Below are 13,175 nucleotides of genomic sequence, written 5' to 3' on the forward strand. Positions count from 1 at the left end.
TGGCAAGCGGGTCAGGCGCAACGGGAGCCTTGGCCAGGGCGCGCCTGCGCCGCCACGAGTGCTTGGCCACGGCAGGACACCGGTTGTCATGCTTTTGTCATGATCGGCGGCGAGTCGAGCGCCTGCGCGACCTATAATGGGGCTTTAGCCGTCGTCCGCCGCCGTCATGACCACTTCCCCCGCGCTGCGCCCCATCGCCCGTTACTACGGCCTGGAATGGTTGCGCTTCCTCATGGCGCTGTACATGGTCGTCTACCACCTGGGCGGGCTCTACAGCGATCTGCCCAACGCCTTCCGCCGCCTGGCCGGCATGGGCTTCTTCGCCACCAGCACCTTCTTCCTGCTCTCCGGTTTCCTGCTGGCCCACGTCAGCCTGGATCGCCAGGGCGCGCTCAAGGGCAGCTCGCGCGGCTTCGTGCTGCGTCGCCTGTGCAACCTCTACCCCATCCACCTGCTCACCCTGCTGGTAGCCCTAGGCCTGGCCTATGGACTGTCGCAGGATTCCTGGCTGGAGCATGGGGTGCCGGTCTACTACAACCAGCATCCCTATCTGCAGCTGGACGAAGGCAGCCAGCTGGATGAGCTGCTGCCGCTGTCCTGGCTGGCCGCCACCACCCATGTGCTCCTGCAACTGCTCCTGCTGCAATCCTGGGAGCCACGCTTTCTCTGGCTCAACGGCGCCGCCTGGTCGATCTCGGCGCTGTTGTTCTTCTACCTGCTGTTCCCGCTGCTCGGCCCGCGGCTGATGCGCCTGCGCCGCTGGGCCCTGGCCGCCGGCGGTCTCTGGGGCCTCTATCTGCTCGGCCCGCTGCTGGCCACCTGGGCCCAGGCCTTCGATACCGTCACCGTCGGCGTCATCCACCGCAATCCGCTGATCCGCCTGCCGGAATTCCTGCTCGGCATCCTGCTCTATCGCGCCGTACAGGAGCCCTGGGTGGCCGAGACGACCCAGCGCCTGCGTGTCCCTCTATTGCTGTTCGGCCTCACCGGCCTCTGGCTCGGCGCCCTGCTGCTGGAGGGCGATGGTCGCCGCTGGTTCTACCTGGTCCACAATGGCCTGCTGACGCCTTTCCAGGCCGCGGTGCTGCTGGCCTGCGCCACCTTCGGCGAACCCGGCCGCGCCGGTATACGCCGCCTGGCCCAGCGCCTCGGCGAGGCCTCGCTGTGCATCTTCGCCGTCCATACGCCCCTGATCGGCGTCCTCGAACCCTGGACCCGCACCCTGCTGGGCTGGCTGCACCTGGCCGGCGACAGCCTCGAAGACCTGGCCGAAGACGTCGGCGAGGCGTTGGCCCTGCCCATCCCCATTCCCGGCTGGATGCTGCCGCTGCACCTGGCGCTCATCGTCCTGCTCGGACTGGCGATGCAGCGCTGGGTAGCCGGTCCTTTGCGGCGTTGGTTGCAGGCGCGGCTGCCCAAGTCTTAAGAGATCCTTAAGCCACCCTGGCTAGCCTCGCCGCAGGAAACCGCAGCGGAGCTGAGCCTTGTCCAGCGAATACGAAGTCCACGGCCCCCACGACCACGAAGTGGAACACGCCGCTCACGGCGCCCATCGCCGCGATAGCCTCACCGGCCGCATCGCCGTCACCACGGCCATCCTCGCCACCCTGGGCGCCCTCTGCGCCTACCAGGGCGGCAACGCCGAGAGCCTGGCGCTCTACTACAAGAACGAAGAAGCCATCGCCAAGACCGAAGCCGCCAACCAGTGGGGCTACTACCAGGCCAAGGGCGAGAAACAGAATCTCGCCGACTTGGGCGCCGCGCTCGCGACCAACCCCGACACCGCCCAGCGCTTCACCCAGGACAGCCAACGCTACGCCCAGCAAAAGGCCGAGATCCGTACCAAGGCCGAAGCCCTGGAAGCCAAGGTCGACGCCAACGAAGCCCTGAGCGAAACCCAGCTCCACCGCCACCACCGCTGGGCCCAGGCCACCATGCTCATGCAGGTCGCCATCTCCCTGGCCGCCATCACCTTGCTGACCCGCCGCCGCTGGCTGCAGGCGGCGGTCTATGGAGTCGCGGGGGCAGGGGTGGCTGTAGGGGTGTTGGCGTTGCTGCATGTCTAGCCATTCAGGCGTTGCTAGGTAGCGACCACCAGGCGCTCTCAAAGCGGACGCTTGCTACAACGATAGAATTAGCTTTACTGGAACCATTAGGTCTCGTATACGTTACAAACCATCGACTTTGTTACGTATGCAGAACATGGACAGCGAGCTGATCAGTCAACGCCTCGGCAGCCAACTCCGTCAGCGACGCCTCAATCGAGGCCTTACGCAAGCGAGCCTCGCTGAAATGGCAGGCCTTACCCGCCAAAAGATCATCGCCGTGGAACGAGGAGACTCCCGTGTCAGTATGGCAGCCTACGCACGAGCGCTCGCAGCCTTGGATTGTGAGCTGGCGATAATCCCTGCCGCCTTGCCGACCTTGGACGAGATCCAGGGGGTATTCGACTGATGAAGACACGGCTGCGAGTCGCAACCCCTGCAGGCGAGAGCGGAGCGCTCGTGGCCCAGGATGGTGACTACCTGTTTCGTTACCAAAACGAAGCCTCTGCGCAGGCCGCTGTCAGTCTGCTGATGCCGGTGCGCCTGGATGACTATCGCCACCGCGAACTGCATCCGATCTTCCAGATGAATTTGCCGGAAGGCTATGTACTGGAGCAGCTACGCAACAGGTTGGCCAAGCTGGTGCCTCTGGATCCTATGGCCCTGCTGGCCTTGACGGGCAGTAGTTCGCCCATCGGTCGCGTGACGGTGACGTCGCCTGAGATCGATACACTGCTGGAACGCCAGCGCTTTCCAGGCGAACGGCTCAGCGAGATTCTCGCGTGGGATGGCACGGAAGACCTGTTCGTCGAATTGGTGGATCGCTACATCCTGCGAGCCGGTATTTCCGGCGTACAGCCCAAGGTGTTGGTGCCCGAGCGGGAGGATGCCCGCTTCACCTCGAGAACCGCCGAGTTGATCATCAAGAGCGGTCGAGACGAATTTCCGGGCCTGGCGATCAACGAATACCTCTGCATGGCCGTGGCCCGCGAAGCAGGCATTCCGGTGCCCGAGTTCCATCTCTCCAGCAATGCCAAGCTCTTCGTCATGCGCCGGTTCGACCGCGACGAACATCTTGAACCTCTCGGCTTCGAAGATATGGCTGCCCTGATGGGGCTGGCGGCGGAGCAGAAGTACAGCAAGAGCTATTCGGCGATCGCCAAGGCCATCCGCCTGTTCTGTGCGCCCGAACATGTCCGCTCTTCGCTGGCGCAACTCTTCGCCACGGTGAGCCTGAGCTGCATCCTCGGCAATGGCGATGCGCATCTGAAGAACTTCGGCTTGCTCTATACCGATCCTGCCCAGCGGGATGCCCGGCTGGCGCCCGCCTACGATATCGTCAACACCACCGCCTACCTTCCCGAGGATGTCCTGGCGCTGGAGTTGATGGGCAACAAGTCGCTGTTCGCCTCGCGCCAAGGCTTGCTGGATTTTGCGCAAGTCTGCGATGTGGAGCGACCGGCCGAAGTGATCCGCGCCCAGCTGGAAGCGCTGGAGCGGGTACTGCATCGTTCGGCTGAGCTTTGCAGCCAGGCGCCACAGGTCGTCGCTGCCATCCGGCACTGTGCCGCGCCTTTCGTGCAGACGTTCGGTTAGGCGCGTTGTTGAGGCACCAGACATTGGGCAATGCAGGACGAGCCCAAACACCTAGGCATGAATAAGCCGCGCAAAACGGGGCCCCTGAAAACTGGTGAACTCACACGGACCCGAACAGTGAGCCAAAGGATTACGAGGAGCGAGGTGTGGACTGATGCTGGCAAATTTCTCACGAGAAGACGTGTTTTCGGGTACCTGGGAAATCGCCACTCGCTTCCATTTCCGCCGCCATGCCAGCATCACTGACTCTGCGAAGTGAGGATGCGGCGATGAACTGCACGTCCAGCGCGAGACCGACTAGGTCCAGTCGTGTGAGGCCGGAATCAGTGTATCGAGTCGCAACATAATTCGGCAAACGATTAGCTGCTTCGATGAGCAGTTCATCTTCAGAATGTGGATAGGCCGCAATCAATCTTTTGGCAATATCTTTGTGACGATGGTTCAATTCCTTGATTGCCTTTTCCGACATGCCGGAGTAATACAGTGAGCCCTTCATCGCTAACTCAGCCACTAGGCAGATGGATTGGATGATAGAGCTAGAGATGTAGCTGCTACTCAAGCTGTTGGCTACATCTTCGAGATTTGACGTCGCTTGTGTCCACAAACTGCGCGCGGCGGGCCTTGCGTCGTGTTGGGCATAGTCGATCCCCATAATCAAATCGTGAATGTCGGCAAACGCATAGGCCGAGCGTGCAGCAATATTGCGATCGTTTCTGCACCATTTAAACCATTTGGCCGGACTGTCGAACTCCAACCCCTTATCAATGGTTATGGATGCAGTTCCGAAGGTAACGCCAAGAGTTACCTTTCGGACTTCATCAATCGAGGCCGCGAGCCCAACACCCATTCCCGGCCACGTCGTTTCTACACTGGGGATTAAGCGAGCGTAGGCACGATAGACTTCTTCGACTTCGGGATTATCTCCCAACCCTTCACTAAATCGAGTGCCCAGAATTTCGAGGGCTGCGTGGAAAGGCCTTGCGTGGAACCGAACTCCCTCTTGAGCATATTTTTTATCGAGCCGAAAAATGTCTTCATCGGTGAAATTTGCCATCGTGTCTTTTCCCGTGCGATGATTTAATATGTAAATGCTCGGCAGTTGGCGGTGCTCAATTGATATCGGTTGGCGTTTTTAGAGTAAGTGGTTAGCTAACGCACCTGTCGAAGTCCAATGTATCGCTAGGATTTCCGTTTGCCAACGAAGCTCTTACCGCAAATAGTTCAAAGCTCAAATTGCCGAAGAATGCTTAAACCTAGAGCGGCGATTTCCATCGTAGCCTTCCATCACGGGATCAGCGCTAACGTGATCCGCAACCGGCTACTAATTTACCGGAACTACGACGCGGTCAGCTGAAAAGCTTTCCGGGGGGGGGGGGGGCGTGCTTTACGTGCTTGGTGAGCTGCAGACTGGAACAGCACGAATCCGAGAAGCATCGCTACGCAACCTAGGCATTCATGCTTTACCCGACCGACACGCGGATTCTGATGCAAGCCGCCTTGGCGAGATTGGACCGCCAATATCAGCTATCTGCCGATGGACCAAGACATCCTGCGCTGGGCGAGCATCCCGTGACGCCGAAGATGCCGTCGTAGATGTCCGGTGTAAGCTTCGCGGCTAAGTGGCTAGCCCAGATCAAAGACTACGAGGATGCCAAGCGCACGGGTTCAGAAGCGCACACCATGAGCTCCGTGTGCCGCGCCTGCAGCGCTGGGCAGGTTCAGGCGTGGTGCTACGCTGGAAAAGCGCAAGCCCGATGCCCTGCGTGCTGGATACAACTGAGGCTCGTAGCCCGATGAGCCAAATCTCTGATCGAGCAAAAGCGTCTCGATTAAGCCAATGTACTCCGGGATGGGCCTTCGATCTTTCTCGCCGAAACGTTCGTTGAGCAGAAATGAAAAAGGCCAACATAATACTGGCCTAGATCATTAATCTTACTGGTGGGCCCACACGGACTCGAACCGTGGACCAAAGGATTATGAGTCCTCTGCTCTAACCGACTGAGCTATAGGCCCTATAGCGCGGTGGAGTATACCGGGGTGGCGGGTGATCGCCAAACCCTTGTCGGGCATAAAAAAACCGGAGCCTGGGCTCCGGTTTTCCGTGCCGCGCGGGCGCCTTACTCGTCGAGGAAGGAGCGCAGGTGTTCGCTGCGGGAAGGGTGGCGCAGCTTGCGCAGGGCCTTGGCTTCGATCTGGCGGATCCGCTCGCGGGTGACGTCGAACTGCTTGCCCACTTCCTCGAGGGTGTGGTCGGTGTTCATGTCGATGCCGAATCTCATGCGCAGCACCTTGGCTTCGCGGGCGGTGAGGCCGGAGAGCACGTCGCGGGTGGCTTCCTTGAGGCTTTCGCTGGTGGCCACTTCGATCGGGGACTGCATGGTGCTGTCCTCGATGAAATCGCCCAGGTGCGAATCCTCGTCGTCGCCGATGGGCGTCTCCATGGAGATCGGTTCCTTGGCGATCTTGAGCACCTTGCGGATCTTGTCCTCGGGCATCTCCATGCGCTCGCCCAGCTCTTCCGGAGTCGGCTCGCGGCCCATCTCCTGCAGCATCTGGCGGGAGATCCGGTTCAGCTTGTTGATCGTCTCGATCATGTGCACCGGAATTCGGATGGTGCGCGCCTGGTCGGCGATGGAGCGGGTGATGGCCTGGCGAATCCACCAGGTGGCGTAGGTGGAGAACTTGTAGCCACGGCGGTATTCGAACTTGTCCACCGCCTTCATCAGACCGATGTTGCCTTCCTGGATCAGATCGAGGAATTGCAGACCGCGGTTGGTGTACTTCTTGGCGATGGAGATCACCAGACGCAGGTTGGCCTCGACCATTTCCTTCTTGGCGCGGCGGGCCTTGGCCTCGCCGATCGACATCGCGCGGTTGATGTCCTTGATCTGCGAGACTTTCAGCTCGTAGTCACGCTCCAGCTCGGCCAGCTGGGCCTGCTTGGCCTGGATGTCGGCCTGAAAGCGCTCGAGACCCTCAGCGTACTTGGGCTTGCCCTTGAGCAGGCCGGCGGTCCACTCGGTGTTGGTCTCGTTGCCGGGGAAGTGGCGCAGGAAGTCGGCACGCGGCATGCGGGCATCGCGCACGGCGAGCTGCATGATGGCGCGTTCCAGGCCACGGACGCGGTCCAGAGACTCGCGCACGCGGGTCACCAGGGCTTCGTACTGCTTGGGTACCAGCTTGATGGGCGAGAACAGCACGGCCAGGGCGACGAATTCTTCCACGGCGCGATCATCGTCGCGGCCGTGCTTCTTCAGCACCTTCTGGGTCTTTTCCAGCTGCTCGGCCACGGCGCCGAAGCGCAGGCGGGCTTCTTCCGGATCCGGACCGCCGTCGCCTTCTTCTTCGTCGGCGTCGTCGCTTTCTTCCTCTTCGTCCTTCTCGTCGTCCACGGCCTTGGCATCGGTGGCCTTGTTCGGGACGGGCAGGACATCGCTCTCGTTCGGCAGGGTGCCGTCGTCGGGATCGATGTAGCCGGCCAGGACGTCGGACAGGCGACCGCCCTCGGTGGTGACGCGGGTGTATTCGCTGAGGATGTAGTCGACGGTACCCGGGAACTGGGCGATGGCGCCCATGACTTCGCGGATGCCTTCCTCGATGCGCTTGGCGATTTCGATCTCGCCTTCGCGGGTCAGCAGCTCCACGGTGCCCATTTCACGCATGTACATGCGCACCGGGTCGGTGGTGCGGCCGACATCGCTCTCCACCGCGGCCAGGGCGGCAGCGGCTTCTTCGGCGGCGGCTTCGTCGGTATCGGTCTCCGCCAGCAGCAGGGCATCGGCGTCCGGCGCGGTCTCGAATACGTTGATCCCCATGTCATTGATCATGCGGATGATGTCTTCCACCTGTTCCGGATCTGAAATATCCTCCGGCAGGTGGTCATTGACCTCCGCGTAAGTCAGGTAACCCTGCTCACGACCACGGGCGATCAATTCTTTCAGACGGGATTGCTGTTGCGCTTTTCCGGACATAGGTACCCTTCCACTGAAGGCATAGGCGGGCAAAAAATAAGCTGAACATTATAGCCGGTTAGACGGCGGCCGTGCCAGTTAGGTCACGGAGCCCGCCGGACGGCTGAGGAGTTCGCGTAGGCGGTCCTTGTCTTCGGAGCTCAGCTCGCTCTGTCGCGCCTTGCGTAGGAGTTGCTCCAGCGAGCGATCACGCTGGCTGGCGGCTAACCTCGTTATGGTGTCGAAAAACTGTTGTTCAAGGTTATCGCCGGCAATCAGCCATTCTTTTTCCGCCAGGGCGCGTAGCAGCCGCCCCTGTTCGGTGCCGTGCCAGCGGGCGATGAGTTGCAGGGTGCTCTGCCCGGGTTTCTTCTGCAGCGCCTCGACCAGGGCTACCAGCAGCTGGGCGTACTGGTCGCTTTCCTCGGCCAGGTTGCGTGCATCCTGTACCGCCTGGGCCAGGGTCGGGTGATGCAGCAGGCTGCGCAGGGCGGCCAGTACCGGGGTTTCCACCTTGACCGGCGGCTGGCGCGGAATGCGCTCGCCGCCGCCCTTGCCGTTGAAGTCCTTTTTCCAGCCCTTGCCGTCGCGTCCACCCTTGCCTTCGCGGCGTGGCGTCCACTGCTGCTGCGCCGGGGCTTCCTCGGCCTGGGCATAGGCGTAGTCGCCATAGTCGGGCGGGGGTGCGTCCTGCGGCGGTGCGGCAGGTGCCAGCTGGCTCAGGGCCTCGTTGCCGAGGCCGGTGAGTTCGCTCAGGCGCTGGCGCATCAGCAGGCGCAGGTTGTTGCCCGGGATCTTCTCGATCAGCGGCGCTGCCAGGGTGGCCAGGTGCGCCTTGCCTTCCAGGGTGGCCGGGTCCGCCTCGATCATCAGCTGCTGGAAGAAGTACTCGGCCAGCGGTTGGGCCTGCTGGACGAAGCGGGCCTGGAAGGCATCCGCCCCCTCGGCGCGCACCAGGGTGTCCGGGTCCTCGCCTTCGGGCAGGAACAGGAAGCGCACCCGGAAGCCGTCCTTGAGCACCGGCAGCGCCGATTCCAGGGCGCGCCAGGCGGCGCTGCGGCCGGCCTGGTCGCCATCGAAGCAGAACAGGATGCTCGGCACAATGCGAAACAACCGCTTGATGTGCTCTTCGCTGGTGGCGGTGCCCAGGGTGGCCACGGCGTTGCGGATGCCTTGCTGGGCCAGGGCGATGACATCCATGTAGCCTTCCACGACGAGGATCTCGTCCAGGTCGCGGTTGTGCTTGCGCGCCTCGAACAGGCCGTAGAGCTCCTGGCCCTTGTGGAACACCGGGGTTTCCGGCGAGTTGAGGTACTTGGGCTTGTCGTCGCCCAGCACCCGGCCGCCGAAGGCGATCACCCGGCCGCGGCTGTCGCGGATGGGGAAGATCACCCGGTCGCGGAAGCGGTCGTAGCGCTTGCCGCTCTCGGCGTTTTCCACCAGCAGGCCGGCGTCGAGCATGGCCTTCTGCTGCAGGTCGTCGCCACCCAGGTGCTTGCCCAGGTTGTCCCAGCCCGGTGGGGCGAAGCCCAGGCCGAAGTCCCGGGCGATCTCGCCGGTGAGGCCGCGCTTCTTCAGGTAGTCCACCGCCGCCTGGCGCCTGGGGTGGTTGCGCAGCGCCAGGCGATAGTATTCGGCGGCGGCGGCCAGCAGGGGGTAGAGCGGAGAGTCCGTGGGTTGCCGTGGCTTGCGTCGACCGCCACTCTCTTCCCGCGGCACGTCCACACCGGCCTTTTTGGCCAGCTCCTCGACCGCCTCGGGGAATTCGAGGTTGTCGTGGTCCATGATGAAGCCCAGGGCGTTGCCGCCGGCGCCGCAGCCGAAGCAGTAGTAGAACTGCTTGTCGGGGCTGACGCTGAAGGAGGGCGTCTTCTCGTTATGGAAGGGGCAGCAGGCCATCCAGTTCTTGCCGGCCTTCTTGAGCTTCACCCGCGCGCCCACCACCTCGACGATGTCGGTGCGGTTGAGCAGGTCGTCGATGAAGCCTTGCGGGATGAGTCCGGCCATGGTCAGCGTCTGGATAGAAGGGCGAAGAGCGGAGGATGAAGCGAGGAGGGCAGTCTAGTGCGGTGCTTCAGAAGTTATCTACACAATTTTGGTGGCGCTTTTTCGTCCTGGACGGCGTTGCTACTCCTCGCCATAGCCCTGCTATGACTCGTCGCAGCGCCTTGTCCGTGCCAAAAAATCACTCGCCAAATCTTGCGCGAACGTCTGAAGCGCCGCACTACGCCAGAGGGCGCCAGGGCGAAGCAGGAGTGTCAGAAACGAACAACCCGACCAGAGGTCGGGTTGTTTGATGACGCCAGAGGAGCGCTATAACTCAGTACAGGCGCTCGCGACGGCGCTGCTCGCGCTGTACTTTCTTGGCGTGGCGCTTGACCGCGGCAGCAGCTTTACGCTTGCGCTCGGCGGTGGGCTTTTCGTAGAACTCGCGGCTACGCACTTCGGCCAGTACACCGGCCTTCTCGCAGGAACGCTTGAAACGACGCAGCGCTACGTCGAAGGGTTCGTTTTCTTTGACTTTGACGTTGGGCATCCAGGTCGTACCTTCAAATTTACCGAGGTTTAATCCAACGCTAGCGGCAAAAGGGCACGGGAAGCGTCGGTTTTTAAGGGTTGCGGATAGTAACGCTTCAACTGCCCTGCTGCCAAGCCCCGGCGGACGAAAAGCGCTGGCCGGTGCTGGAAGCGGCGCTTATCATGCGCAGCCTGACATTCTATACCCTCGAAGGCTTATCTCCATGCGTGTTCTGGGACTGGAAACGTCCTGCGATGAAACCGGCGTCGCCCTCTACGACAGCGAGCGCGGCCTGCTGGCCGATGCGCTGTTCAGCCAGATCGATTTGCATCGCGTCTACGGTGGCGTGGTGCCGGAGCTGGCCTCGCGCGATCACGTCAAGCGCATGCTGCCGCTGATCCGCGAAGTGCTGGACGCGGCGGGCAGCCGCCCCGACGAGGTGGACGCCATCGCCTACACCGCCGGCCCCGGCCTGGTCGGAGCCCTGCTGGTGGGCGCGGCCTGTGCCCAGGCGCTGGCGCTGGCCTGGGGCGTGCCCGCCCTCGGCGTCCACCATATGGAAGGCCATCTGCTGGCGCCCATGCTCGAAGAGACACCGCCGCAATTTCCCTTCGTCGCCCTGCTGGTCTCCGGCGGTCATACCCAACTGGTGCAGGTCGATGGCATCGGCCGCTACAGCGTGCTGGGCGAGTCCCTGGACGATGCCGCCGGCGAAGCCTTCGACAAGACCGCCAAGCTGCTGGGCCTGAGCTATCCAGGCGGACCGGAGATCGCCCGCCTGGCCGAGCGCGGTGTGGCGGGGCGCTTCGTCTTCCCGCGGCCCATGACCGATCGGCCCGGCCTGGAATTCAGCTTCAGTGGCCTGAAGACCTTCACCCTCACCACCTGGCAGCGCTGCCAGGCGGCCGGTGACGACAGCGAGCAGACCCGTTGCGACATCGCCCTGGCGTTCCAGACGGCGGTGGTCGAGACCCTGGCGATCAAGTGCAAGCGAGCCCTGAAGCAGACCGGGCTCAAGTCGCTGGTGATCGCCGGTGGCGTCAGTGCCAATCGGGCGCTGCGCGAGAACCTGGAGCAGATGCTCGGCGAGCTGGGCGGCCAGGTCTTCTATGCCCGGCCGCGCTTCTGCACCGACAACGGCGCCATGATCGCCTACGCCGGCTGCCAGCGCCTGCTGGCCGGCCAGCAGGAAGGCCCGGCCATCGCCGTCAAGGCACGCTGGCCCATGGAGCAACTGGCGGCGCTCTGAGACGGCAGGACGACGTCGCTGGGTAATCCTCGCCTGACGCCAGGGTCAAAAATGACGCTCGGTACCCTGGCGCAGGGCGCGCAGGTTGTGGCGATGACGAATCAGGATGAGCACGGCGAGCAGCAGCATGGGAGCCAGCAGGTCCGGGCGTTGCCAGGCGAACAGCGGCAGGATGCCCAGCAGCGCCACCAGCGAGGCCAGGGAAGCGATGCGCAGGCTGGCGAAAACCCCGGCCCAGAGGACCAGGCCCAGCAGGGCCGCGGGGGGATAGAGCCCCAGCAGCAGGCCGGCAGCCGTGGCCACGCCCTTGCCGCCGCGGAAGTGGAAATACAGGGGATAGAGATGGCCGACCACGGCGGCGAGGCCAATCCAGGCCTGCTGCAGGGGCGCAAGCCCCGCCTGCTGGGCGATCAGCACCGGGACCAGGCTCTTGGCGAGGTCACCGGCCAGGGTCAGCAGCGCCAGCTTGCGTCCGGCCAGGCGCAGCATGTTGCTGGCGCCGGGATTGCCTGAGCCATCGTGACGCGGATCGCGGGTGCCGAACAGGCGACTGAGCAGCACGGCAAAGGACAGCGAGCCCAGCAGATAGGCCAGCAGGAGCAGCAGCCAGAACATGGTAGGGTTCCGCGCCAGGAGAAGGCTCGATTCTACCGACAGCCCGCCGCCCGACGATAGGCCGGCGGTGACGATCACACAGAGCACGGCAAGGTGCGAGGCAAAGGCAGTGGACAAGGTATTCATCGAGGGACTCGAGGTCGACACCGTGATAGGGGTGTACGACTGGGAGCGTGACATCCGCCAGTGCCTGCGCATCGATCTCACCATGGGCTGGGATATCCGCGCGGCTGCCGAGAACGACGAACTCGAACACACCCTCAATTACGCGGCGGTGGCCGAGCGCATCACCGCCTTCGCCCAGCAGACGGCTTTCGAACTGGTCGAGACCTTCGCCGAGCGCCTGGCCGCCCTGCTGCAGGCGGAGTTCAAGCTGCCCTGGCTGCGCCTGCGCATCACCAAGCCCGGCGCGGTGCCGACCGCCCGTGGCGTGGGCGTGGAAATCGAGCGGGGGCAGGCGTGACCAGGGTCTATCTGGGGCTGGGCAGCAACATCCAGCGTGAGCGGCACCTGGGCATGGCCCTGGACGAGCTCGCTGAGCTGCTGACCGATCTGCACTGCTCGCCGGTGTTCGAAAGCGAGGCCGTAGGCATCCGCAGTGCGCCCTTCCTCAATCTGGTGGTGGGCGGCGAGACCGGGCTCGATCCCGCAGCGCTGAGCCAGCACCTCAAGGCCATCGAAACCCGTAGTGGACGCTATGCGCCCGATCGCCAGGGCCTGCCGCTGGACATCGATATCCTGCTCTATGGCGACCTGACCGGCGAGGTGGCAGGTTTGACGCTGCCGCGTGCCGAGATCCTGCGCAACGCCTTCGTGCTCTGGCCATTGGCACTGCTGGCCGGTGAGCGGCGGCATCCCGGCAACGGCCGTGCCTTCGACGAGCTGTGGCAGGAGATGCGCGGCCAGACGAGCCAGGTGCTGCGTCCGGTGTCCTTCAGCTGGAAGGGTAGGGATCTCACCCCGGAGTCCCTGCTCGGCACCAAGCTGCCGTAGCTCGGTGGTATTGGGCTTAGCGCCAGCCTAGCGAAACTCTGCTGTGCCTGTTCCCCCTCTCCCTTTGGGAGAGGGCTGGGGTGAGGGTTGCTCAGGCGTAAGCGCTTGGGCGTCGGCTGTTGGGCTTCGCTACGCTCAACCCAACCTACGGGAACTCCGCTTGTGCTTCTCCCCCTCCCTCGAAAATGGGCTGGGGTGAGGGCATGCCT

The 13,175-nt window shown here is 63.2% G+C and carries 12 protein-coding genes and 1 tRNA gene; 7 read left to right on the forward strand and 6 right to left on the reverse strand.

Annotation, left to right across the window (positions count from 1 at the left end):
• The first annotated feature begins 166 nt into the window (after positions 1 to 166).
• The 4 genes from FSV73_RS14890 (at position 167) to FSV73_RS14905 (ending at position 3,641) form a co-directional block, all read left to right on the forward strand.
• Positions 167 to 1,426: an acyltransferase family protein gene (locus tag FSV73_RS14890; RefSeq protein ID WP_186309240.1), complete on the forward strand. Its 1,260-nt coding sequence runs from the start codon at positions 167 to 169 to the stop codon at positions 1,424 to 1,426.
• Between the two features lie 58 nt (positions 1,427 to 1,484).
• Positions 1,485 to 2,066 (forward strand): DUF4337 domain-containing protein, encoded by a 582-nt coding sequence (locus tag FSV73_RS14895; protein WP_145008623.1) that lies wholly within the window; start codon positions 1,485 to 1,487, stop codon positions 2,064 to 2,066.
• Positions 2,067 to 2,202: 136 nt separating this feature from the next.
• A complete protein-coding gene (locus FSV73_RS14900) occupies positions 2,203 to 2,454 on the forward strand; it encodes a helix-turn-helix transcriptional regulator (RefSeq protein ID WP_145008624.1) in 252 nt (83 codons plus the stop codon).
• Entirely contained in the window at positions 2,454 to 3,641 is a 1,188-nt protein-coding gene (locus FSV73_RS14905) for a type II toxin-antitoxin system HipA family toxin (RefSeq protein WP_145008625.1), read from the forward strand. Before FSV73_RS14900 ends, FSV73_RS14905 begins: the two co-directional genes overlap by 1 nt.
• Positions 3,642 to 3,810: 169 nt before the next feature.
• On the opposite strand, the gene FSV73_RS14910 is transcribed toward FSV73_RS14905, so the two are convergent.
• The 5 genes from FSV73_RS14910 to rpsU all read right to left on the reverse strand — a co-directional run bounded on the left by FSV73_RS14910 (position 3,811) and on the right by rpsU (position 10,127).
• On the reverse strand, positions 3,811 to 4,695 hold the full coding sequence (locus FSV73_RS14910) for a hypothetical protein (protein ID WP_145008626.1): 885 nt from the start codon (positions 4,693 to 4,695) through the stop codon (positions 3,811 to 3,813).
• Between the two features lie 882 nt (positions 4,696 to 5,577).
• A tRNA-Ile gene (locus FSV73_RS14915) sits at positions 5,578 to 5,654 on the reverse strand.
• Positions 5,655 to 5,758: 104 nt separating this feature from the next.
• On the reverse strand, positions 5,759 to 7,612 hold the full coding sequence (gene rpoD, locus FSV73_RS14920) for an RNA polymerase sigma factor RpoD (RefSeq protein ID WP_145008627.1): 1,854 nt from the start codon (positions 7,610 to 7,612) through the stop codon (positions 5,759 to 5,761).
• A 78-nt stretch (positions 7,613 to 7,690) separates the two neighbouring features.
• On the reverse strand, positions 7,691 to 9,598 hold the full coding sequence (gene dnaG, locus FSV73_RS14925; protein ID WP_145008628.1) for a DNA primase: 1,908 nt from the start codon (positions 9,596 to 9,598) through the stop codon (positions 7,691 to 7,693).
• 313 nt (positions 9,599 to 9,911) lie between these two features.
• Positions 9,912 to 10,127, reverse strand: coding sequence for a 30S ribosomal protein S21 (rpsU, locus tag FSV73_RS14930; RefSeq protein ID WP_007159750.1), 216 nt, complete (start codon positions 10,125 to 10,127; stop codon positions 9,912 to 9,914).
• A 205-nt stretch (positions 10,128 to 10,332) separates the two neighbouring features.
• On the opposite strand from rpsU, the gene tsaD reads away from it, so the two are divergent.
• On the forward strand, positions 10,333 to 11,358 hold the full coding sequence (gene tsaD / locus FSV73_RS14935; RefSeq protein WP_145008629.1) for a tRNA (adenosine(37)-N6)-threonylcarbamoyltransferase complex transferase subunit TsaD: 1,026 nt from the start codon (positions 10,333 to 10,335) through the stop codon (positions 11,356 to 11,358).
• Positions 11,359 to 11,403: 45 nt separating this feature from the next.
• Here tsaD and plsY read toward each other — a convergent pair whose 3' ends face one another.
• Positions 11,404 to 11,973, reverse strand: a complete 570-nt coding sequence (plsY, locus tag FSV73_RS14940) for a glycerol-3-phosphate 1-O-acyltransferase PlsY (RefSeq protein ID WP_145008630.1) — start codon at positions 11,971 to 11,973, stop codon at positions 11,404 to 11,406.
• Positions 11,974 to 12,082: 109 nt separating this feature from the next.
• On the opposite strand from plsY, the gene folB reads away from it, so the two are divergent.
• Together folB and folK are read left to right on the forward strand one after the other, a co-directional pair.
• Positions 12,083 to 12,436 (forward strand): dihydroneopterin aldolase, encoded by a 354-nt coding sequence (gene folB / locus FSV73_RS14945; RefSeq protein ID WP_145008631.1) that lies wholly within the window; start codon positions 12,083 to 12,085, stop codon positions 12,434 to 12,436.
• Complete coding sequence (folK, locus tag FSV73_RS14950; protein ID WP_145008632.1) at positions 12,433 to 12,966, forward strand: 2-amino-4-hydroxy-6-hydroxymethyldihydropteridine diphosphokinase; 534 nt, start codon at positions 12,433 to 12,435, stop codon at positions 12,964 to 12,966. The genes folB and folK overlap by 4 nt, the downstream gene beginning before the upstream one ends.
• Positions 12,967 to 13,175 lie beyond the last annotated feature (209 nt).

Origin of the sequence: Pseudomonas oryzihabitans, from assembly GCF_007665395.1 — a bacterium.
Taxonomy (GTDB): Bacteria; Pseudomonadota; Gammaproteobacteria; order Pseudomonadales; family Pseudomonadaceae; genus Chryseomonas; species Chryseomonas psychrotolerans_C.